We start from the raw sequence: 20,216 nt of genomic DNA, 5'->3' as shown, positions 1-20,216 counted from the left end.
CTCATGTCCGACCTGTTGCGCGCCCCCGCCGAGCTCAAGTACGCCGAGGAACTGGACTGGCTGGAGTCGGTCGACGACGGCCCCAAGCCGTTCTCGTGGCGGTTGTCGCCGAAGATGATCCGCCTGTTCGTCCTGGGCGCGGAGCGGTCCGACGGCCTCGACCGCGAGGTCGCGCAGAAGTGGTTCGGCGACCGCGGCATCGTCGAACGGGCGATCGTCACGCTGGCGTCCGACCGCGGCCTGCTGCTGATCGGCGACCCCGGCACCGGCAAGAGCTGGCTGGCCGAGCTGCTGGCCGCCGCGATCTCCCGCAACTCCACCCAGGTGGTGCAGGGCACCGCCGGCACCACCGAGGACCACATCAAGTACTCGTGGAACGTGTCGATGGTGATCGCCAAGGGCCAGTCCCGCGCGTCGATGATCCCGTCGCCGATCATGAACGCCATGGAGACCGGCACCATCGGCCGGTTCGAGGAACTGACCCGCTCGACGAGTGACGTGCAGGACGCGCTCATCTCGATCCTGTCCGAGAAGTACATCTCGGTGCCCGAGCTGGACAGCGACAACATCGTGTTCGCCAAGCCCGGTTTCTCGGTCATCGCCACCGCGAACAGCCGCGACCGCGGCGTCAACGACCTGTCGTCGGCGCTCAAGCGGCGGTTCAACTTCGTGCGCATCCCGGTGGTGACGAACAAGAAGAGCGAGGCGGAGATCGTCCGGTTCCGCACCGAGGAACTGCTGCGCCGGCACCAGATCGAGCTGGACGTGCCGCCGACCCTGCTGGACGTGTTGCTGTGCAGCTTCGCCGACCTGCGCGCGGCGTCGGCCTCGGCGGGCAGCGACGACGAGAAGCTGGAGTCCGCGCTGTCCACCGCGGAGCAGATCGGTGTGCTGGAGGACGCCATCCTGCACAGCAACTTCTTCGGCGACCAGGCGCTCACCGCGCGCACGCTCGGCTCCTCGCTGGTCGGGTCGCTGTCGCGGCGGGCGCCCGAGGACCTGGCGATCATGAACAAGTACCTGCACGGGGTCGTCGAGCCGCGGGGCAAGGACGAGGGCGGCGAGTGGCCGGAGTTCCTGGCCGGCGGCCGGGACACGATCGCCACCCTCTCGTGAGCTTCGAGTCGCTGCGCACGCAGCTCAACGACGCGGCGACGACGTTCGCCGACGGGCCCGGTGCCCTGGAGGGCATCCTGCTCGGCATGGTCGACGACGTGGACCGGGCGGTCTCCGAACCGCTGGAGATCTTCCCGGTCTGCCACCACTCCCCGGCCTCCGCCGTGGCCATGGCCCGCCGGTTGCGGGACAAGCAGCCCAAGGTGATCTACCTCGAGCTCTGCGAGGACATGGCTCCGCTGCTCACGGAGCTGCGCAACTGCCGCCTACCTGTTGCGGTGCAGGCGTTCTCCAGCGAGGTCGAGGGGTTCCCGGCCGAGTGGGCGCCGCTGTCGGTGGTCGCGCCGATCACCGAGGCGTCCGCGGAGTACCAGGCGATCGCGTACGCGCTGGACATGCCGGGCGTGGAGCTGGTCCTGGTGGACCGCTCGACGGACCACGTGTTCCAGTGGCAGGCGCCGGAGGCCAAGGAGACCGGCGAGGACGCGCTGCACGGCGACGCGGTCGGCGTGGAGATCGGCGACCTGAGGCCGCGCTTCGCCGAACTGGAGGAGCACCTGCTGCACCACGGCAAGGTGCGGCACTGGTCGGAGTGGTGGCACCAGTACGTCGAGCTCCCGCTCGGCGACAGCGACCACGACACCTACCGCCAGGTGATGTTCCTGATCGGCAGCCTGTTCCGGCGGCTCGCTCCCGGCGATCCGCGCCGGGTGCGGGTCGACGAGGACCGCGAGCGGTACATGTGGACCCGGATGCGCGAGCACTTGGCCGCCACCGGCGCGGATCCGGCGGACTGCCTGTACGTCTGCGGCGCCTTCCACGCGGCCAGCCGGGTCGCGGAGTTCGGCGTCGACGGCAGCGACGGCTTCGTGATCAGCCCGCGCAGCGACACGGTGTGGCAGCACGGCCTGATCCCGTCGAGCCACGCCGCGATCGAGGCGCAGTTCGACCTGGCGGCGGGATCGGTGTCCATCGCGGCCACCGAGTGGGCCAAGAACCTCAAGCGCACCAAGGTGAAGCCGTTCCAGCTCGCCGGCCAGGCCGGGGGGAAGAAGGCGCGCAAGCAGGCGGCGCTGCCCGGCCCGGTCGCGGACGTCTCCGCGGCTGACCAGCTCTCCGGCTTCCTGCAACGCCCGCCCGTGCTGGACCGGCTGGACGAGGCCGAGCTGCTGGGCTGGTCCGTGGAGATCGTGCGTGCCGTACGCCGCAACGGGTACCTGGCCTCCACCGCCGACGCGATCGCGGTCTTCGAGACCTCGATCCTGCTGGCGGGCATGCGCGACCGCGCCCGGCCGACGCCGTACGACTTCCAGGACGCCGCCGTCACCTGCATCGAGAAGGACGTGGTCCCCGGTCGCCGGGACGTCCGGCGCCTGGTCGAGATCATGATGGGCGGCGACCGGATCGGCCAGGTCGGTTACGACGCGCTGCCGCCGCTGGCCCGTGACGTGCACGACCGCCTCGCCCCGCTCGAGCTCAAGCTCCAGCAACGAGGCGTGCAGCGGGCGTTGCTCGACATCGTCTCCCGGCCGGAGCTCGAACTCTGCTCGAACCTGCTGTGGATGTTGCGCTACCTGCTGCCGCGCGGTGCCGCCCGTCCGATCATGGGCGAGCGGAAGCTGGGGGAGCGTCCGATCCAGGAGTCCTGGGACCTCGCCCTCGGCACCCACCAGCGGTCCCTGATCGAACTGGGCTACGAGGGCGTCAGCGTCGAACAGGTCGTGGAGCAACGCCTGCGCCGCGGCGCCTGCGACCCGCAGGCCACCACCGCGAGCGTCCTCGAAGCCGTCGAGGACGCCATCCGCTACCTGCACAGCCCGCGTCTGGCGGGCGAACTGGGCGTGCGGGCGCTGGAACTGCTGTCCGCGGAACGCACGGTCGACGGAGCGCCGGAGGTCCTGCGCCGGTCCCGCCGCCTGCTCGCCTACTACCGCACGAACGAACCCGTTCTGCCGCAGTGGATCGAGTCCTTCGTGCGGACCGGTTACGCGCACTACTGCACGTTGCTGCCGACGGCGTTCACCGAGGAGGAGGCGGGTGTCGACCAGGTGGCCGCGATGCTCGGCTTCCTGTTCAGCATGGAGTCCCTGGCCCTGTCCCTGGGATGTGACCGCACCCAGCTGGAACTCGCGGTGGCCCAGTCCCACCCGGAGGAGCCGTCGAAGGTGGCCCTGCTGTGGGCCGCCCAGGTCCACCTCGGCCGCCTGTCGAGGTTGGAGCTGCGCGTCCGGTGCGACGACCTGCTGGGCAACCCGTTGTCGCTGCCCAGTTATCCGCGTTACCTGAGCGGTTTCGTGCACGCCCTGGAGCCGGTGCCGAGCCTCGTGGACTTCGTGGTGGAGACGATGTCCAACGCCTTCGCGCACCTGCCGGACCCGCTGCTGCTGCCGTGGCTGCCGACCCTGATCAGCACCCTGCGCTCCCGCGGCGCGCAGTTCGTCCCGCTGCTCATCCGGGAAGCCGGGCGGGTGTTCCCCGGCCGGCTCCCCGCGTTGGACGAGTGGGTCCCGCCCTGGCTCGACCAGCCCGCACCCGTCACCGTGCGCACGAGCACCGGACAGGGCCTCGCGCTGCTGGCCGCCCACCCGGCGACCTGTGACGCGGTGGCGGACCTGCTGGGCTGTGAGGGTGCGTGGCAGGCCGCACCCGGCGGGGTGGCGTTGCTGAGCCGTCATCCGGACACCGCGGTCGCGCTGGAGGCGCTGTTGGCCACCTGAGCGCGGCAAGCGGGTCACGCCCGCCGAAGCCCGCCGTCCTGTCCCGCAAGGGCGGCGGGCCGGCTCAGGGCTGCCTGGCGGCGCGCACCCGCAGGACCTCGAGGGCCTCGTCGGCGTGGACGGTGAACTTCAGCTCGCTCTTGATCACGGCGAGGACCTGGCGGTCGGTGTCGATGACGAAGGTGCGCCTCTTCGCGTGCAGCGGGCTGAAGCGCCGCCAGGCGCCGAACTGCCTGGCCACCGCACCGTCCACATCGGACAGGAGCGGGTAGTCGAAGCCGTTCGCGGCGGAGAACGCGCGTTGCCTGCTCACGGCGTCGGGGCTGATGCCGATCCTGTGCGCGCCGACCTCGCCGAACTCCGCCGTCAGGTCGCGGAAGTGGCAGCTCTCGGCGGTGCAGCCACCCGTCATCGCGGCGGGGTAGAAGAACAGCACGACCGGGCCGGAGGCCAGGAAGCCGGACAGGGTGCGTGGGTCCCCGTTGTCGTCGGGCAGCGTGAAGTCGGGGGCGGTGTCTCCTCGGTCCATGACAGGTCTTCGAGTCAGGGGGTGGCGCGGATGGGTTGGTAACGGGTCGATAACCGCACCCATCCGCTCTCCAGGGGGTGCCGAATCACGAGCAGCAACTGTTCGATCACCCTTGGAGATGTCCTGTCATGAACAAGACCGTCCGCAACACCGTCCTGGCCCTCGGCGCCGCCTCGCTCGCCCTGTTCGGCGCGGCGTGCGGCTCGGGTGACATGGCCAGCAGCGGCACCTCGTCCAGCGCGGCCCCGACCTCGACGGCGACCTCGTCGTCCGCGGCGATGGCCGACCCGGCCGCCAACCTCGTCGGCCCCGGCTGTGCCGACTACGCCAAGCAGGTCCCGTCCGGCGCCGGTTCCGTGAGCGGCATGGCCGCTGACCCGGTGGCCGTGGCCGCGAGCAACAACCCGCTGCTCACCACGCTCGTCAGCGCGGTGTCCGGCAAGCTCAACCCGAAGGTCAACCTCGTCTCGACGCTCAACGGTGCCGAGTTCACCGTCTTCGCGCCGGTCGACTCGGCGTTCGCCAAGATCGACGCCGCCACCATCGAGACGCTCAAGACCGATGACGCGCTGCTGACCAAGATCCTGACCTACCACGTCGTCCCGGGTCAGATCACGCCCGACAAGATCGCGGGTGACCAGAAGACCGTGCAGACCGGCACCGTGAAGGTCACCGGCTCGGGCAACGCGATCAAGGTCAACGACGCCAACGTCATCTGCGGTGGCGTGAAGACCGCCAACGCGACCGTCTACCTCATCGACTCGGTCCTGATGCCCGCCTGACATCTCCAGGGCAGCAGCACCGCGACTCCGGGAACCGCGCTCCACAGGCGGTTCCCGGAGTTTTTGCGTCTTCAGGTCGACGTCAGAGAGCCTGGGTTTGAGAATTGGATGATCACTGTGCGTTGACAAGGCGCATGTCAATTTGTTTCGCAAAGTAGTTGGAAATACATGTTTTGAATCAATTTAGCGGCCTTGAGCTGCTGCAACAAAAGTTTCTCCACTTTCGTGCAATCCACTCTCCTGGGTGAATCCGAATGCCTGGTTGTACAGGTGCTGATTCGGTGAGAGGGGGTGATTGCATGAAGTTGACATGCTCCACAGCGCTCCGGCGGACTCTGGGTGTGGCCGGGTTCCTGATCGGGTTCGGCCTGCTCTCCGCGGGCGTCGCGAGTGCTGACGACGGTGGTTCGCCCGGCTTGCTGGGTGGTGTCGCCGATCTCGTCGCTCCGGTGACCGACGTGGTCGTGCCGGTGACACGGGATGTAGTGGCGGTGGCCGATCCGGTGGTGAAGCCGGTGGTGAAGGCCGCCAAGCCGGTGACCGGACCGCTGCTCGAACCGCTGGCGCCGGTCGTCGACACGGCCACGCGGACCCTCAGTCCGGTGCTGGAGCCCCTCCAGCCCGTGACCGCGCCGCTGCTCACCCCGGTGGTGAACGCGGTGCAGGACGTGCCGGTGGTGCCGCGGATCGCGGAACCGCTGGTGGCAACACCTTCCGCTCCGGCGGAGGTGCCGCCGGTCGCCGTGCCCGTGGTTCCGGAGACGCCGCTGACGCCGCAGGCACCGGTCGTCACGCCGCAGGTTCACGCCGCGGCGCTGCCCGACTGGAACGCGGTGGCCGAAACGCGGCAGCAGATCTCCGCACCTGATGTGGCGCCACCGATCGAGGCGCCGTCACAGCCTTCACCTGACGTGCCGTTCGCTTTACCCGGCACCCCAGGATCGGCGTCTTCGAGTGGATCGTCAGGACTCGCGCTCTCGGACCTCCCGGCAGGATCGGGAGTTCGCCCGGGCGGTGAGTCGCTCGCGGTGGTCACCGACCACCAGGTCCACGGGTCGTGGTGCTTCTACTACGGCCGGAACCATCCCAGTTGACCAGACCTGCCGACCAAGCCGACAGATCACCCAGCTTGATTGACAGGAAGGTTCGACAATGCACAGCTCTGTGCGACGCGGTCTGGTGGCCGCAGCGTTTTCGGGAGGATTCCTCCTGTTCGGAACGGCGATGGCGAGCGCTGACACGGGTGGCGATGGCCTCCTGGGCGGCGTCGGCGACGTCGTGCACTCGGTCGTGAACGGTGGCAACGGCGGGAACTCGGGCAAGGGCGGCGACGCCACGAGCTCGAACAACGCCAAGTCGGGGAACTCGGGCAACTCCGGGAACTCCGGTTCCACCGGCGGCAACAGCGCCACCGGCCTGTGCGTGCTGGCGGAATGCCACACGAACGTGAGCTCGGGTGACTCCGGGAACACGGGTGCGACCGGTTCGACCGGGGACGCCTCCAACCACAGCAACACCGTGGGCGGGAACTCCGGTGCGGCCGGCAACGGTGGCGACGCCACCGCGGCCGGACGATCGAACAACGCCGGCGCGACCGCGGGCAACGGCGGGAACTCGGGCAAGGGCGGCAACGCCACGAGCTCGAACAACGCCACGTCCGGCAACTCCGGTAACTCGGGCAACTCGGGTGACACCGGCGGCAACAGCGCCTACGGCGTCTGCCTGCTGGCCGAGTGCCACACGAACGTGAGCTCGGGTGACTCCGGGAACACGGGTGCGACCGGTTCGACCGGGGACGCCTCCAACCACAGCAACACCGTGGGCGGCAACTCCGGTCCCGCCGGTGACGGCGGCGACGCTTCGGTCGTGTCCAAGGACCAGAAGTGGGGCCACCACAGCAAGTCCGGCTCCGCCGAGGCTACTGCGGGCAACGGCGGCAACTCGGGCAAGGGCGGCAACGCCACCAGCTCGAACAACGCCAAGTCGGGGAACTCCGGCAACTCGGGGAACTCCGGTGACACCGGCGGCAACAAGGCCGTCGTGCGTTCGATCGGTTCGGAGCAGGGCCACGGCTGGAACTGGGACAGGAAGTCCTGGAACGGCACCAAGTCCTGGACGACCGTCACGTCGGGCGACTCCGGCGACACGGGTGCCACCGGCTCGACCGGTGACGCGTGGAACCACAGCAACACGGTGGGCGGCAACTCCGGTCCGGCCGGTGACGGCGGCAACGCCTGGGCAGTGACCGAACAGGGCAAGCACCACAGCAAGTGGAGCAAGTCCGGCTCCGCCGAGGCGATCGCGGGCAACGGTGGGAACTCGGGCAAGGGCGGCAACGCCACGAGCTCGAACAACGCCACGTCCGGCAACTCGGGCAAGTCGGGGAACTCCGGCGACACCGGTGGCAACTCGGCAGTGGTGAAGACCGAGAACAAGAACCACAGCTGGAAGAACCACGGCTGGAAGCACGGCTGGAACAACCACGGCACCAAGTCCTGGACCGAGGTCACCTCGGGCAACTCCGGTGACACCGGCGCCACGGGCTGGACCGGCGACGCTTCCAACCACAGCAACACGGTCGGTGGCCACTCCGGTCCGGCGGGCGACGGCGGCGACGCCGCGTCCTGGACCCACGGGAAGCACCACTCCGTGAAGGCGTGACCACGAGGTGATCAACGGGCGGGATCGGCTTCGGCCGGTCCCGCCTTTCGCTGTGCGCTCAGGGCGTGAGGGCCGGGGTCCGGGCGCCGAGTTCGGTGAGGACGCGGCGGGCCGTGTCGTCGTTCTGGCGGAAGAACGGCGCGTTGCGGCCGGGGCGGGAGAACGCGCCGAGCGCCCCACCGCCGGCGAAGAGTCCCAGTGCCAGGCGGCGCGGGTGGGGGTCGCCCGCGTGGTCGAGGACCTGGAACGTGTCCGGGTCGACGGGAACGCGGGTCCGGTTCTGGGACAACGAGATGAGCAACGGGTGGGTGCGCGCGTCGGGGTCGGGGAGGCGGGCCTCGACGAAGTGGCGTGCCTTCACCGCGAAGGGCAGCGAGGCCGTGCGGGCCGTGAAGGAGTCGGTGCAGGTGACCTGAAGGCCGGCTCCGAGGAAGTGCAGCACGCCTGCCCGGGAGAGGGCTTGAAGTTGTTCCAAGCGGTGCGGGGGAGGGCCGGAGCCCAGGTAGGCGGCGAAGCGCGAGAGGATCGCGGACGCGCGTGCGGCCGACGGCGTGGGGGTCGCCTGTTCCAGCACCTCGCTCACGGTCAGGAGGCCGTGCAGTACCGCGGCGTGCGCGCTGTGGCGAGGGTCGGTGGCACGGGTCACCGCGTGGCTGATGTGGTTGTGCATCCACGTTTTCAGCGCTGCCTGGTCCGGGAACGCACCGTCGAGCGGCGAACGCAGGAAGCTCATGTCCGCGTGGTCGGCCGGGTCGGGGACCGCGTGGGAGACCAGCTTTCCCAGTGCCGGGTCGGTCACCGGGATCGCGGCGAACTCCGACGCGAAGGCGGTCCAGGACATGCGGGTGCGGTCGGCCTGCGCGGCGAACAGTTCGCGGTAGTGCGCCCACACGAGCTCCCGGCACGCCGCACCCACCAGGTCGCCCGGTGTGGTGGCCTGGGCGAGGAACTCCGGGGTGAAGAAGCGCGGGGCCCGGTCGGTCAGCGGGGGGAGCAGGGGCTTGGGCAGGTAGGGCACTCCTCGGCGGGATCCCGCGTGCAGCAACGGTTCCCGGCCGCTCGGGTGGTAGGTCATCGTGCCGTCGCGGTCGCGGGTGAAACGGCCCCCACGGCCTTCGGTGAGCAGCACGGCCAGGTCGACGAACGCCAGGCCCATGCCGGACACCAGGACCGGCTCGCCCGGTGGCAGGCGGTCCAGGTCCTCGTCTCCCGGGCACGACGGGGGCAGGTACGTGCCGCCTGTGCGCGCGGCGAAGTCCTCGTGGGCCTGCTGCTCCGGCGTCCGGTGGCCGCCGACGTTCCCCTGTGCCATGACGACCACATCGGCCACCACGTGCGTGCCGTCGGCCAGCGCGATGGTCTGGCGGGAGCCGTCCGACAGGGCCACGGCACTGGTCTGGTGCACCACGACGCGTATGTCGGAGGGAAAAGCACGCACGGCTCGGTCGAAGCACCACCTCAGGTAAGCGCCACCCTGCCGCCGGGTCGGGAAGTCGTCGCCGTGCAGGCCGGACCACTCCGCGAGCGTGGGGCCCGGGGTGATCGGTCCGGTGCAGCGGACGCTGTCGTCGGTGAACATCGTGACGTCGGCCGCGCGGGAGTTCATCAGCATCAGCGGCGACTGGTCCGGGCGCCACACGCGGCCCGCTCCGGCCGGGTGCGGGTCGATCAGGTGGATCTCGCAGCCCTGCGGGGGGAGCAGGGTCGCGTTGGCCACCAGGCGTTCCAGCAGGCCCGTGCCGCGGGGACCGGCGCCGATGATCGCGAGCACGGCGGTCATACGAGCACCGCCGGTTTCTCGGCGGGGGTCTCCCCACGGGTGATCATCACCGCGCGCAGCAAGGGCAGGCAGCCGACCAGCGCGAGACCCGCGCACACCCACGCCGTGGGGCGCAGACCGAGTGCGTCGGCGAGCAGGCCGCCGCCCAGGGCGCCGAGGATCTGGGCGCCCGTGGCGATCGTGCGCAGGCTGGCGATGGCGCGGCCCAGCACGTTCTCCGGCACCATCTCGGTCAGGGCGCCGCTGAGGCCCACGTTGGCGATCGCGCCGAACACGGTCGGCAGGGCGAGGCCCAGCACGGCGATCGCGATGGCGACGGGCAGCGGTCCGCTCGCCGACGGGAGCACGAACGCGGCGCCGACGGTGCCCGCGCTTCCCAGCACCGCCAGGGAGTTCAGGCTCATGCGTTCAGCGAGGCGTCCGGCGGCCACTGAGCCGACGAGGCCCGCCAGGCCGCTGACGGCGAACAACGCGCCGTAGAGCTCCAGCGGCACGGACAGGTCGCGGAGCAGGAACGGCGCGACGATGGTCGCGAGCGCGCCGACGCTCATCGAGCGCACCGCGGTGAAGACGCCGAAGTTGCGCAGGAACGGGTACTTCGCGACCTGGCGGAAACCCTCGCCGATCTCGCGGTGCAGCGACCGCGGCGCGTCGGACGGTGGCGCGCCCTGATCGGGTGCGGTGATGCGGGTCAGCAGGACGAGGCTGACGAGGTAGGTCATCGCGTCGACCACCAGCGCGAAGGCACCGCCCAGCACGGAGATCAGCAGACCCGCCAGCGCCTGTCCCGCCGTGCGGGCGCCGTACTCGCCTGTCTGCAGCCGGGCACGGCCCGCGGTCAACCGGTCCGCCGGCACGAGGCTGCGCAGGTGCGTGAAGTAGACGGTCTCGACGACGGTGGCGATGCAGCCGAGCACGAAGCACAGCCCGGCGAGCCACCAGATCGTCGCGGCACCGGTGCCGATGCCGAGCGCGACGAACAGCACCAGCGCGGCGGCCGCGGCGTTGCAGCCGATCAGCACGCGGCGGGGCTTGCGCAGACGGTCGCCGATGACGCCGGCCAGCAGGCCGAAGACGCAGGCGGGCAGGATCGCGGCCGCGCTGACGAAGCCGAGCTCGCTCGGCGTCGCGTTGAACACGATGACGCCGAGGGTGGCGATCGCCATCGTGGTGAACGTCGAACCGAAGGTGGAACTGACCTCGGCCGACCAGTAGTAGCGGAAATCGCGGCTCATGCTGTTCCTCCTGCGGCGCGACAGAAATGCATCGGGGCGGAGAGCGGAGGAGTTCCTCCGCCCCCGCCCCGTGGCATGGCGTGACCTGGGAAGGTCAGATCAGCAAACGATGCTGGCGGTGCTCTTGCCGGGCGCGACGGCGCCGTGCTCGGTGTAGCCCGGCTCCGAGGTCTCGTCGTCGGCGAGGTTCTGGAGCTCGTTGATGTCCGACATGACTGTCTCCTTCTGTTCGGAACTGCCTGGTGTGATGGGGGGAAGAGCGGGTGGGGCCAGATCAGCAGACGATGCTGGCGGTGCTCTTGCCGGGCTCGACCTCGACCGGGGTGCCGAAGCCGGCCTCGGTGTTCTCGTCGGCCAGGTTCTGGAGCTCGTTGATGTCGGACATGGCTGCCTCCTCAAGGGTTCTTCTTGCTACCGCTCGACCACGTCGTCGAGCGTGAACAGGGGGTCCGGGCGGTCGTCCAGCACGCCGGCGAGCACCGTCAGCACCCCGGCCGACCCGAACCACAGGTCGCCGCTGAGTCGCAGTGCGTGCTCGCCGGGGACGTACGTCCCGGTCTCGTGCGGCACGGCGTACAGGAACAGACGCTGTGCCAAGGTCTTCGCACGGTCCAGGCTCGCCTGGTCGCCGTGCCTGCGGCCGTGGTCGTGCAGGGCGAGGCTGAGCCCCGCCATGCCGTCGAACAGGCCGCCGTAGTGGGTGAACGAGCAGTTCAGTCCCGTCAGCAGACCGGGGATCGCGGCGGCGACGCGGTCGTCGCCCGTCGTGGCCAGGTAACGGCTCGCCACCATCAGCACGCCCGCGGTGCCGGTGCTCAGGTACGGCATCAGCCTGCGGTCGCGGTCCGAGACGGGGAACAGCAGCCCGCCCTCGGAGAGTTCGGCGCGGTCCAGCTCGGCGTGCAGGAAACCCAGTCCCCGCACGAGGTGCTCCTCGTCGCCGGTCAGCACACCGAGGTGGTGGTGGAACAGCGCGAGCCCGGTGCGCCCGTCGACCAGTCCTACGGCGTTGTTCCCGCCGAGCAGGTCCGACGGTGAGTCGGGGATCTCGGCGGCGTGCCGGACGGCGCGGTCGAGGTGGGCGCGCTCGCCGGTGTGCCCGTACAGCGCGAGGTGGGCGAGTCCGACGCCGGCGGAACCGAAACCGAGCGTCGCGGAACCGTGCAGCAACGGGTGGTCGTCCGCCCGTGCCAGGAGTTCCTGCGCCTCGGCGATCCTGCCGTGCTCCGCGAGAACGCGGACCACACCTGCTTGTCCCGCAACGAGTCCAGGCGGCAGGTCGTCCGCCTCCGCCAGGGCACGGGTGCACAAGCGGTCCAGCAGCTCGTCCGACGGTGCGCCCGCCACGTGCAGTGCGTGCACGACGCCGGCGAGTCCGTGGCCGAAGCCGAGTCCGTTGGTGGCGTACGACCGGGGACCCAGCGGCACCACACCGTCGGGGTGGCCGGTGCCGCGCAGGCCGGTGATCAGGCCGTCTCGCAACGCCTTCAGGCAGTTCCAGGGGTTCGAGGTGACCTCGTCCGCGGACGGGACGGGAGCGGCGTCGCGCACTCGCGTCGCCAGTGCCCACATCCGCCGCGGCACGAGGCCGCGGGGGTCGAGCTGGGCCTTCAGGTGGGCGAGCACGCCGTGGTTCAGGTCGGCGGTCGTGTTGATCGGCGCGACCAACGCCAGCGCGAGCGAGGAGAGCGCGTAGTCGTCGTAGCGCACCGGGTCGTCGGCGAACGCCAGCGGGTCGGCGGGGAAGAACCCAGGCGTGCCGATCGGCGTCACCGGTCCGTCCACCCGTGCGGCCGTCTCGAAGTCGATGAGCCGGATCCGGTCCTCGGAGTCCACGAGCACGTTGTCCGGGCTCAGGTCGATGAACGCGTAACCGAAGCCGTGCAACCGTTCCAGCTGCGCGGTGAGCTCGTCGAGGATCTTCGAGGCACGCGAGTAGTAGTCCCGGAAGTCGTCGTCGGTCGCGGTGGACCAGATGATCGGGTTGTGCTCGACCCACCACGAGCGCAGCGACCGGCCCTCGACGAACTCGGTGACCAGGAACTCGTTCTCCAGGTGGCGGAAGTACCGCACCGGTTCGGGGGCGAAGCCGGAGCCGATGCGGTGCAGCTCTCGCAGCACCTCGTACTCGTTGCGCAGCCGGTCCTGGCTCGCGCTGGTGGGGCTCACGAGGCCGTGGTGGCCCCGGCTCTCCTTGACGAACACCGTGCGCCCGGTGGCGACGTCGGTGCCCTGGTAGGCGCCACCGCCGTTGCTGTGGCGCAGGACCTTGTCGAACCGGACCCCGCCGAACTCCGACGCACCGGTCTTGCGCGGTGCGTCCACAGAGGACTCGATGAACGGGTCGGTGATGCCCTCGGGCGTGCTGAACCGGGTGCCGCGCACGTCCGGAACGCTCTGGCCGGCGGCGTCGAGGACCAGCAGCTCGTGCCAGCCCTGCGGCGTCAGCCTGCGCCGGGCGACGAACGCGCCGTAGCGGTAGTGCACGACCCGCGAGTCGCCGAACCGGCGATCGCTGAGCACGTAAGGACCTTCCTCGCCGTCGAACGCGGCGGCGAGGTCGCGCATGAGCGCCTCGGCGGTCTTCGCGTCCGGCGGGTAGGCGGCGCAGAACTTGCCCGACTGGCTGCGTTCGGCGTGCTTGTGGTGCGTGACGACGAAGTACAGCGAGCAGCTGAGGTGCTTGAACCCCACGCCGTGCGCCACGAAGATCGGCGCGGCGACGTCCAGCACGTGCTGGGCGCGGTCGGCGCGGGCGGACAGGTGGATCTTCCAGCCGTCGGTGACCCCGCCGAGCTCGTGCGGCGGGAACCAGCCGGTCCACACGTCCTGGTGGTTCTCGCTCCAGTCCGCGGGCATGTCCGTCGCGGTGTACTCGACGCCGCGGCGGGTCGTCCGGCTGAGCGGGGCGTAGAATTCCGGATCGGCGTGCACGAGTGACATGCTCATCCTCCTCGATCCCCCTTTCCGGATTCTTCGGGTTTTTCCCTTGCTCTGGAAACAATTCTGCTTCGGCGCCGGGGTGTTCGGAAGTGCGCCGCGCGTCAGCTTCCGGACCGGACGCGGACAACAAGATGACCCCGTTGCGGGGTAACGAAAAGGGCGGGTACCGATGGGTACCCGCCCTGGATGTGCGATGGCCGTCAGTCCCAGCCGAACGCGCCGATCACGTCGTCGTCCTCGCCGATCCCGTTCAAGCCCGCCTTGCTGAACATGTTTCCTCCTGAACAGTGTCACCTGCTGTTTTCAGGCCATGAAAGTCTTAGATCCAGCCACGCCGGGAAGCCGCCATTCCGGCCTGGAACCGGCTGTCCGCGCCGAGTTCGTCCATCAGCCGCGCGATGCGGCGGCGCAGGTGCCGCACGGACACGCCGATCTGCCGGGCGACGAGCTCGTCGGTCAGGCCGGACGCGAGCATCCGCAGCACGGACCGGTCGTCGTCCGACGGCACGTCGGCGGGTTCGGCGGCGAAGTCCGTCGCGCCGTCCCACAACTGGCGGAAGCGCGCGACCAGTTCGCTCACGATCCCCGGCTGGTGCACGACGAGCGCGCCGGAGCCCGCGTCGGTGGGATCGGAGGGCACGATCGCGATCCGCTCGTCCAGCAGGATCAACCGGGCGAGCGGACCCGGCAGGAACCGGATCTGCGCGCCGGACGCCGTGCGCTCGCCGAGCCGGGCACGGGTGCGTTCGCCGCGCAGCAACCGTTCGTCGTAGATGACCTGCATCGTCACGCCGCGGCCCAGGCTGCGGTTGTCGAGCCGGGACGCCTCCGCGCGGGCGGCCTCGCTCGACGCCCGCGCCGGCTGCACCGCGTACACGCTGGAGCGGGTGAAGAAGCACAGCTCCGCCAGGCGTTCGCGGATCCGTTCGGGTTCGGTGATGTGCTCGACCTCGACGGTGCGCGCGTCGTGCCGGAACCCCGCCGCCAGTCCGGCGAGCTCCGACCGCGTGCCGCCGATCTTCTGCTGGCGCCGCAACGTCTCCTGCTCCAGCCGTTCGATCAGCTCCCCGACCACGACCTCGGGATCGCCTGGCGCGTAACCGCACGGGGCGGTGGCGGCCACCTCCACCACGCCGAGGGCGAGCAGCCCGGCCAGCGCGTGGCGGACCACGTTGTCGTCCGCGAGGGCGAGCGACGCGAGGGTGCCGGTGTCCCGCAGGGGATCGGCGAGCAGGCTCCGGTAAACGCTCTCCTGGATCGAGTCGAAGCCGAGATCACGCAGCGACATCCCACCACCCCGATCAGTTCCACCGCCTGGGGAGACTCTGCGCCACCTACTTGTGCGGTCACATGGGTAGTGGGTCCCCATATTCGCACCGGGGTGTGGGGGCACGACGCGCAGAAGCCCGGTCCCACGTGTGTGAGACCGGGCTTCCCGCAGGTAGAACGGCTACTCGACGACCCACGGACCGAAGGCCTGCAGCGGCTCCTCGCACTTGGTCGCGTCCCCGATGACGACCGCGGCGAGCAGCTTGGGGGCCAGCAGGTGCACGCCGACGTGGTAGATGTCGGACGCGGTCACCTCGGCGAGCAGGTCGGGGCTGCGCCGGATCCAGTCGAGGTCCAGGCCGACGCCGAGCAACGTCACCAGGGTGGTGGCGAGCCCCGACCTCGTGGCGATCGACATCGCGAGGTTGCCCGCGGCGAACTGGCGGACGTCGCGCAGCTCCTGGGCGGTGGGCCGCAACGTCGACAGCCTGCCCAGCTCGTACCACATCTCCAGCAACGCGGGCGCCGTCACGTCGGTGGCGACGTCCGCCTCGATCACGAGCGTCGATCCCGCGCCGCTGTGCAGGATCCGGCTGCGCGGGGTGTAGGTGTACCCCTTGTCCTCGCGGATGTTCGCCACCAGTCGCGACGAGAAGTACCCGCCGTAGATCAGATTCGCGAGGTGCAGCGCGGGGAACAACGGGTCGTCGCGGGGCAGCGCGGGCCCGCCGATGCGGATCGACGACTGCACCGAGCCGGGCCGGTGGAACAGCCGTGAGGCGCCCGCGGGAGCCTCGTCCGGCAGCGGGGGCAGGTCCGGCACGGGCAGTCCGCCCGGCCGCCAGTCCGCGAAGTGCCGGTGCATCGCCGTGACGGCTCGGTCTGGGTCGATCAGACCCACGACGACGAGAACCGCGTGATCGGGCACGACCCGTTCGGCGTGCAGCGCGCGCAGCGTCCCGGCGGAGATCGCGTCGACCTCGGCACCGGCCGGCATGCTCGCCCCGTAGGGGTGGTCGCCGTAGAGGTGCCGGTGCAGGATCTCCCGCGCCCGGATGGCGGCCTGCGACCGTGCCGCCGTCAGCCGGGACGCGAGCCGCTTGCGTTCGGCCAGCACCTCCCGGTCCGGGTAGGTCGCCTCCCGCACGACCTCCGCGAGCACGGCCAGCAGCTCCTCGAACCGGTCCGCGAGCACAGTGCCGCTGAACAGCAGCCGGTCGTGGTCGACCTCGGCCCGCAGGCTCGCCCCCAGCTCACCGATGCGTTCGGCGAGCCCGATCCGGCCGGTGGTCGCGGTGCCCGCCAGCACCGTCTCCGACAGCAGCCACGCGCGGGCCAGGTGCCCCGGTGTCATCGAGCCGAACGGGATGCTCAGCCGGATCTCGGCCAGCGGCGCGCCAGGACGTTCGAGCGCGAGGAGCCGCAACCCGTTGGCGCAGCGGTCTTCCGTGACGTCCGGAGAGGTGAGCTCCGGCCACGGGCGCAACGCGGGGACCACACTCGCCGTCATGCTGCCTTCTCCTGGTACGAGGCGGGCAGCAGCTCCACCACGGCCCTGCGGTCGGGGGTGATGCGCGCGGCCGCCTCCGCCACCTGCCCGGGTGTGACCGCCGTGAGCAGGCCGGGCAGCTCACCGAGCAGTTCGGCGCGGCCGTGGCGCAGTTCCAGGGACGCCAACGCCTGCGTGCGCGCCAGCACCCCGTCCGTCTCCACCAGCAGCCGCGTGCTGAGGCGCGTCGCGATCCTGCGGAGCTCCCGTTCGGCCGGACCTTCCCGCGCCACCACGGCGAACTCCTCGGCGATCGCGTCGAGCACCTGCTGCGCGCTCGTGCCGGGCGTCTGGCGCGCGCTGCACACCAGGGCCGTCGGGTGGCCCGTGTCGAGCGGGTCGCCGAGCATGCCGAGGTAGCAGCGGTGGCTCGTGACGAGCCCGTCCTGGCGCACCAGCCTGCGGTGCAGCCGGCACGCGGGGCCGTCGTCCGACATCACGTCGGAGAGCAGCAGGTACGGCAGGTAGGAGTCCCACTCGCTGATCGGGTCGGGCACCCGCCAGCCCGCGGCCACGGCGGGCAGCGGCGCGTGCGGGTCGTACTTCGTCGTCCGCCGTTCGCCCGTGATCTCCGGTTCCGCGAAGTTCGGCCGGGAAGGCCTGGGGCGGAACGGGATCGGCCCGAAGTGGCGTTCGACCATGTCGAGCGCCTCGTTCGCGTCGAAGTCGCCGCACAACGTCAGCAGCGCGTTCGCCGGCGCGTAGTAGCGGTCGAAGAACTGGCGCGCGTCCGCGACGGTCGCGGAGTCCAGGTCGTCGAACGACCCGTAGCCGTCGTGCGAGTTCGCGAAGCTGTCGAAGAGGACACCCGGCAACGACACCCACGGGAAGCAGCCGTACGGCTTGTTGGTGACGTTGGCGCGGATCTCCTCCTTGACGACGTCGATCTGCACGCGCAGGTTCTCCGCGTTGAGGTTCGGCGCCCGCATCCTGTCGGCCTCGAGGAACAGCACGCGTTCCAAAGCATTGCTGGGCAACACGTTGTGGTACTGCGTGTAGTCGAGGTGGGTGCTGCCGTTGAACACTCCGCCCGACGCCTGCACGTAGTGCGCGTGGTCGAGCTTCGGCAGCAGCTCCGAACCCTGGAACATCAGGTGCTCGAAGAGGTGCGCGAACCCGGTGCGGCCCTCGGGTTCGGAGCGCATGCCGACGTCGTAGTGCACCGCGACGGCGACGACCGGAACGGTGCGGTCGGGTGCGAGCAACACCCGCAGCCCGTTGGCCAGCTGGGTGCGGACCAGGTGCTGGTGGGGTCTTTGCACGGCCGTCTCCTTCCGGTGCTCGTGCGGGGATGACTAGCGGAACGGAACGCAGAGGCCGGGAGTCGTCAGGTCCTCGTCGGCCTCGAGCAGTTCGATGAAGTTCGGCGCCGAGGGCGTCTCGTCGTCGTGGTGCTGGGGTTCGGTCATGGTCGTGTCACCTCCTTGCGCGCACGGATGACGTCGAGCACTCCGGCGTCGAGTGCGTCGGAGAACGCTTGTGTGCGCGGCAGTTCGCCACCGCAGCGGCGCCAGCGTTTCCGGGATTCGGTGCTGTAGCCCGTTTCGAGCTCACCCACCGCGAGGTCGTCCTCGCCGACCGCGTCCCAGCAGCTGAACAACGTGCCGTCCGCGGAGACGACCGCGCCCAGGCGGCCGTCGGTCTCGGAGCAGAAGTCGCAGTGGTCGTCACGCGGGCGGACGAGCCGGAAACCCAGTTCGGCCGCCTTCGCGCAGGCTCGACCGCCTCCTGCGCGGCCCGTGCGTCCGGTGCCGGGACGCCGGCGCCGTAGTCGAGCACGGGTGCGATCGCGAGGTTCGTGCTGCGGACGTCGAGCACCTCGGCCGCCTGGTCGAGCACGGCCGGGAGTCGCGGCACAACTTGCGGGGTCACGTTGACGCGCAAGGTGAAGCGGAGACCGGTGTGCTGCTGGGCGGCCGCCACGTTGGCCAGGATGAGGTCGAACGTGGGCCTGCCGCCGCGTGTCACCCGTGTCCTGTCGTGCTGGTCGCGCTCGCCGTCCAGGGTGACCTGGACGTGCCCGAGCCCGGCCTCGGCCAGCCTGCCCGCCGTGCGCCGGGTGAGCAGCACGCCGTTGCTGACCATGCTCGCGGTGACCGGCATCCGCGCACCGAACGCCCGCAGCACCTGCAGACACCCGGCGGGGTTGAGCAACGGCTCACCACCGAACAGGAGCAGTTCCAGCCTGCGCACACCCAGTTCGGCCATCTGCTTCTCGGCGAACGAGAGGCACCGCGCGACGTTCCGCGCGTCGAGCCGTGCGGGAGCGATGCGCCGCCTGCCGTCCGGGGTGTTCTGGAAGCAGTAGGAGCAGCCGAGGTTGCAGCCGGTGGACGTCACGACGGTCAGGCTGTAGTGGTCCGGCTCCGGCACCTCGTCGATGCCCGCCGCTCGCAGTTGCACTCGGCCTTCCGGGGTGAGGTCGCCGTTGTGCACCAACCCGTCCGGCAGCAACGCCGTCGCCGACCGGCCGATGCACCACCAGCCGTTCCTGCCCTGCACCAGTCGCATGTCCCGCACCTCCCTCCGCGGTGCCGGCGAGGGGCCTGGGGCGTGGGCGCCAGGCCGCCTGCGGGTGAATCAGATCCCGTAGTAGTCGCCGAGGTCGTGGTAACCGCTGGTGCCGACGCAACGCACGTCCTGGTCGCCGTACTCGTCACCGAAGTCCGGAGTCTTGAGCATCTGATCCACCTCCTTCCGCTCGATCGTGGTTCCACTGTCGCCTGGGGGGAGGGCGTGCGACACCGGGTTGCGCGGCAGGTAGGGGACGTGGGGGTGGCAGCTTGGTGACCTGCCCGGAGGTGATGCGCGCTCACCGACGCCGTGTCGCGGCCGCGAGCCAGGCGGCGGGCACCGGCGCGACGGTCCTGCCGTGCCCGATCGCGGGATCCACGCCCGCGTGCACGCTCGCCCGCCACCCGGCGGCGCCCAGCCAGTCCGCCAGGTCGTCGCGGGCCGACCGGAACGTCACCCCGTGCTTGCCCAGCCCGCCGCGCACCCGCGTGCCCTGGTCGCCGAGCATCGAGACCTGGAGGTGTTCGAGCAGCAGGTGGCTGCCGGGGGCGGACAGCTCGGTCGAAGCACGGAGAAGCTCGTCGCACTCCTGCGGCGTGAGGTACATCAGGACGCCCTCGATCAACCACGCGGTCGGCTCGTCGGGGGAGAACCCGGCCGCGCGCAACGGCGTCGCCCAGTCCGCCGTGAGGTCGGCGGCCACCCCGATCCGTTCGCAGGCGGGCGTCAGGCCGGACTGCTCGACCAGTGCCGTCTTGAACTCGGTCATGGCCGGCAGGTCGAGCTCGAACCAGCGGGTGGCCGGCGGGCACGGCAGGCGGGCCGGGCGGCCGTCGACTCCCGCCGCGAGGGTCACTACCTGGCGCACGCCGTTGTCCAGCGCGTACCTGATCCGGTCGTCGAAGTACCGGGTGCGGACGACGTGGTAGGAGGGGAAGCCGCTGGAGGTGTCCTGCATCTGCGCGATGAACGCCTGCAGTGCCGGGTGGTCTCCGGCCGCGGCGACGAGGTAGGTCGCCAGGGGGTCGGTGAAGAGGGGACTCGGGTGCTCGGCCTCCCGGTGCCTGACCCAGGCGGTGTAGAGGGCGGTGTGGCTCAGTCCGTCCGCGGGGATCTCCATG

General features: G+C 70.5%; 14 protein-coding genes. 5 read left to right on the top strand and 9 right to left on the bottom strand.

Going from position 1 to position 20,216, the window contains the following annotated elements; genetic code table 11:
- Positions 1–3 precede the first annotated feature (3 nt).
- Both IE307_RS34300 and IE307_RS34295 read left to right on the top strand, forming a co-directional pair.
- On the top strand, positions 4–1,116 hold the full coding sequence (locus IE307_RS34300) for an ATP-binding protein (protein WP_191303560.1): 1,113 nt from the start codon (positions 4–6) through the stop codon (positions 1,114–1,116).
- A complete protein-coding gene (locus IE307_RS34295; protein ID WP_191303559.1) occupies positions 1,113–3,833 on the top strand; it encodes a DUF5682 family protein in 2,721 nt (906 codons plus the stop codon). The genes IE307_RS34300 and IE307_RS34295 overlap by 4 nt, the downstream gene beginning before the upstream one ends.
- Before the next feature lie 64 nt (positions 3,834–3,897).
- Here IE307_RS34295 and IE307_RS34290 read toward each other — a convergent pair whose 3' ends face one another.
- Positions 3,898–4,362 (bottom strand): peroxiredoxin, encoded by a 465-nt coding sequence (locus IE307_RS34290; protein ID WP_191303558.1) that lies wholly within the window; start codon positions 4,360–4,362, stop codon positions 3,898–3,900.
- Positions 4,363–4,490: 128 nt separating this feature from the next.
- On the opposite strand from IE307_RS34290, the gene IE307_RS34285 reads away from it, so the two are divergent.
- The 3 genes from IE307_RS34285 to IE307_RS34275 all read left to right on the top strand — a co-directional run bounded on the left by IE307_RS34285 (position 4,491) and on the right by IE307_RS34275 (position 7,805).
- Entirely contained in the window at positions 4,491–5,144 is a 654-nt protein-coding gene (locus IE307_RS34285) for a fasciclin domain-containing protein (RefSeq protein ID WP_191303557.1), read from the top strand.
- 299 nt (positions 5,145–5,443) lie between these two features.
- A complete protein-coding gene (locus IE307_RS34280) occupies positions 5,444–6,238 on the top strand; it encodes a hypothetical protein (RefSeq protein ID WP_191303556.1) in 795 nt (264 codons plus the stop codon).
- Positions 6,239–6,368: 130 nt separating this feature from the next.
- On the top strand, positions 6,369–7,805 hold the full coding sequence (locus tag IE307_RS34275) for a serine-rich family protein (RefSeq protein WP_191303555.1): 1,437 nt from the start codon (positions 6,369–6,371) through the stop codon (positions 7,803–7,805).
- A gap of 58 nt (positions 7,806–7,863) precedes the next feature.
- On the opposite strand, the gene IE307_RS34270 is transcribed toward IE307_RS34275, so the two are convergent.
- From IE307_RS34270 to IE307_RS34235, 8 genes are all read right to left on the bottom strand, one after another.
- A complete protein-coding gene (locus IE307_RS34270; protein WP_191303554.1) occupies positions 7,864–9,585 on the bottom strand; it encodes an FAD/NAD(P)-binding protein in 1,722 nt (573 codons plus the stop codon).
- Complete coding sequence (locus IE307_RS34265) at positions 9,582–10,820, bottom strand: MFS transporter (RefSeq protein WP_191303553.1); 1,239 nt, start codon at positions 10,818–10,820, stop codon at positions 9,582–9,584. The genes IE307_RS34270 and IE307_RS34265 overlap by 4 nt, the downstream gene beginning before the upstream one ends.
- 411 nt (positions 10,821–11,231) lie before the next feature.
- Positions 11,232–13,763, bottom strand: a complete 2,532-nt coding sequence (gene lanKC / locus IE307_RS34260; protein WP_191303552.1) for a class III lanthionine synthetase LanKC — start codon at positions 13,761–13,763, stop codon at positions 11,232–11,234.
- 319 nt (positions 13,764–14,082) lie between these two features.
- Positions 14,083–15,051 carry a hypothetical protein gene (locus tag IE307_RS34255; RefSeq protein WP_191303551.1) on the bottom strand — a complete coding sequence of 323 codons (969 nt, stop codon included), beginning with the start codon at positions 15,049–15,051 and terminating at the stop codon, positions 14,083–14,085.
- 162 nt (positions 15,052–15,213) lie between these two features.
- A complete protein-coding gene (locus IE307_RS34250; RefSeq protein WP_191303550.1) occupies positions 15,214–16,542 on the bottom strand; it encodes a M16 family metallopeptidase in 1,329 nt (442 codons plus the stop codon).
- The gene (locus IE307_RS34245) at positions 16,539–17,843 is read right to left on the bottom strand and encodes a M16 family metallopeptidase (RefSeq protein ID WP_229905354.1); all 1,305 of its coding nucleotides are present in this window, start codon (positions 17,841–17,843) and stop codon (positions 16,539–16,541) included. The genes IE307_RS34250 and IE307_RS34245 overlap by 4 nt, the downstream gene beginning before the upstream one ends.
- Positions 17,844–17,997: 154 nt before the next feature.
- Positions 17,998–19,092: a radical SAM protein gene (locus IE307_RS34240; protein ID WP_191303549.1), complete on the bottom strand. Its 1,095-nt coding sequence runs from the start codon at positions 19,090–19,092 to the stop codon at positions 17,998–18,000.
- Positions 19,093–19,393: 301 nt separating this feature from the next.
- Complete coding sequence (locus IE307_RS34235) at positions 19,394–20,215, bottom strand: SAM-dependent methyltransferase (protein WP_229905353.1); 822 nt, start codon at positions 20,213–20,215, stop codon at positions 19,394–19,396.
- Position 20,216: the final 1 nt, after the last annotated feature.

The sequence above is a fragment of the Lentzea cavernae genome (genome assembly GCF_014653695.1).
Lineage (GTDB): Bacteria > Actinomycetota > Actinomycetes > Mycobacteriales > Pseudonocardiaceae > Lentzea > Lentzea cavernae.
Note: the sequence above shows the minus strand (reverse complement) of the source record. Positions and strands in the feature narration are given on the sequence as shown.

Bases quoted from the DNA above. Each gene is read 5' to 3' on its own strand.
- IE307_RS34265 (WP_191303553.1), bottom strand. From the start codon at position 10,820: ATGAGCCGCGATTTCCGCTACTACTGGTCGGCCGAGGTCAGTTCCACC.
- IE307_RS34275 (WP_191303555.1), top strand. From the start codon at position 6,369: ATGGCGAGCGCTGACACGGGTGGCGATGGCCTCCTGGGCGGCGTCGGC.
- IE307_RS34300 (WP_191303560.1), top strand. From the start codon at position 4: ATGTCCGACCTGTTGCGCGCCCCCGCCGAGCTCAAGTACGCCGAGGAA.
- IE307_RS34240 (WP_191303549.1), bottom strand. From the start codon at position 19,092: ATGCGACTGGTGCAGGGCAGGAACGGCTGGTGGTGCATCGGCCGGTCG.
- IE307_RS34255 (WP_191303551.1), bottom strand. From the start codon at position 15,051: ATGTCGCTGCGTGATCTCGGCTTCGACTCGATCCAGGAGAGCGTTTAC.
- IE307_RS34270 (WP_191303554.1), bottom strand. From the start codon at position 9,585: ATGACCGCCGTGCTCGCGATCATCGGCGCCGGTCCCCGCGGCACGGGC.
- IE307_RS34285 (WP_191303557.1), top strand. From the start codon at position 4,491: ATGAACAAGACCGTCCGCAACACCGTCCTGGCCCTCGGCGCCGCCTCG.
- IE307_RS34290 (WP_191303558.1), bottom strand. From the start codon at position 4,362: ATGGACCGAGGAGACACCGCCCCCGACTTCACGCTGCCCGACGACAAC.
- lanKC (WP_191303552.1), bottom strand. From the start codon at position 13,763: ATGTCACTCGTGCACGCCGATCCGGAATTCTACGCCCCGCTCAGCCGG.
- IE307_RS34235 (WP_229905353.1), bottom strand. From the start codon at position 20,215: ATGGAGATCCCCGCGGACGGACTGAGCCACACCGCCCTCTACACCGCC.
- IE307_RS34280 (WP_191303556.1), top strand. From the start codon at position 5,444: ATGAAGTTGACATGCTCCACAGCGCTCCGGCGGACTCTGGGTGTGGCC.
- IE307_RS34250 (WP_191303550.1), bottom strand. From the start codon at position 16,542: ATGACGGCGAGTGTGGTCCCCGCGTTGCGCCCGTGGCCGGAGCTCACC.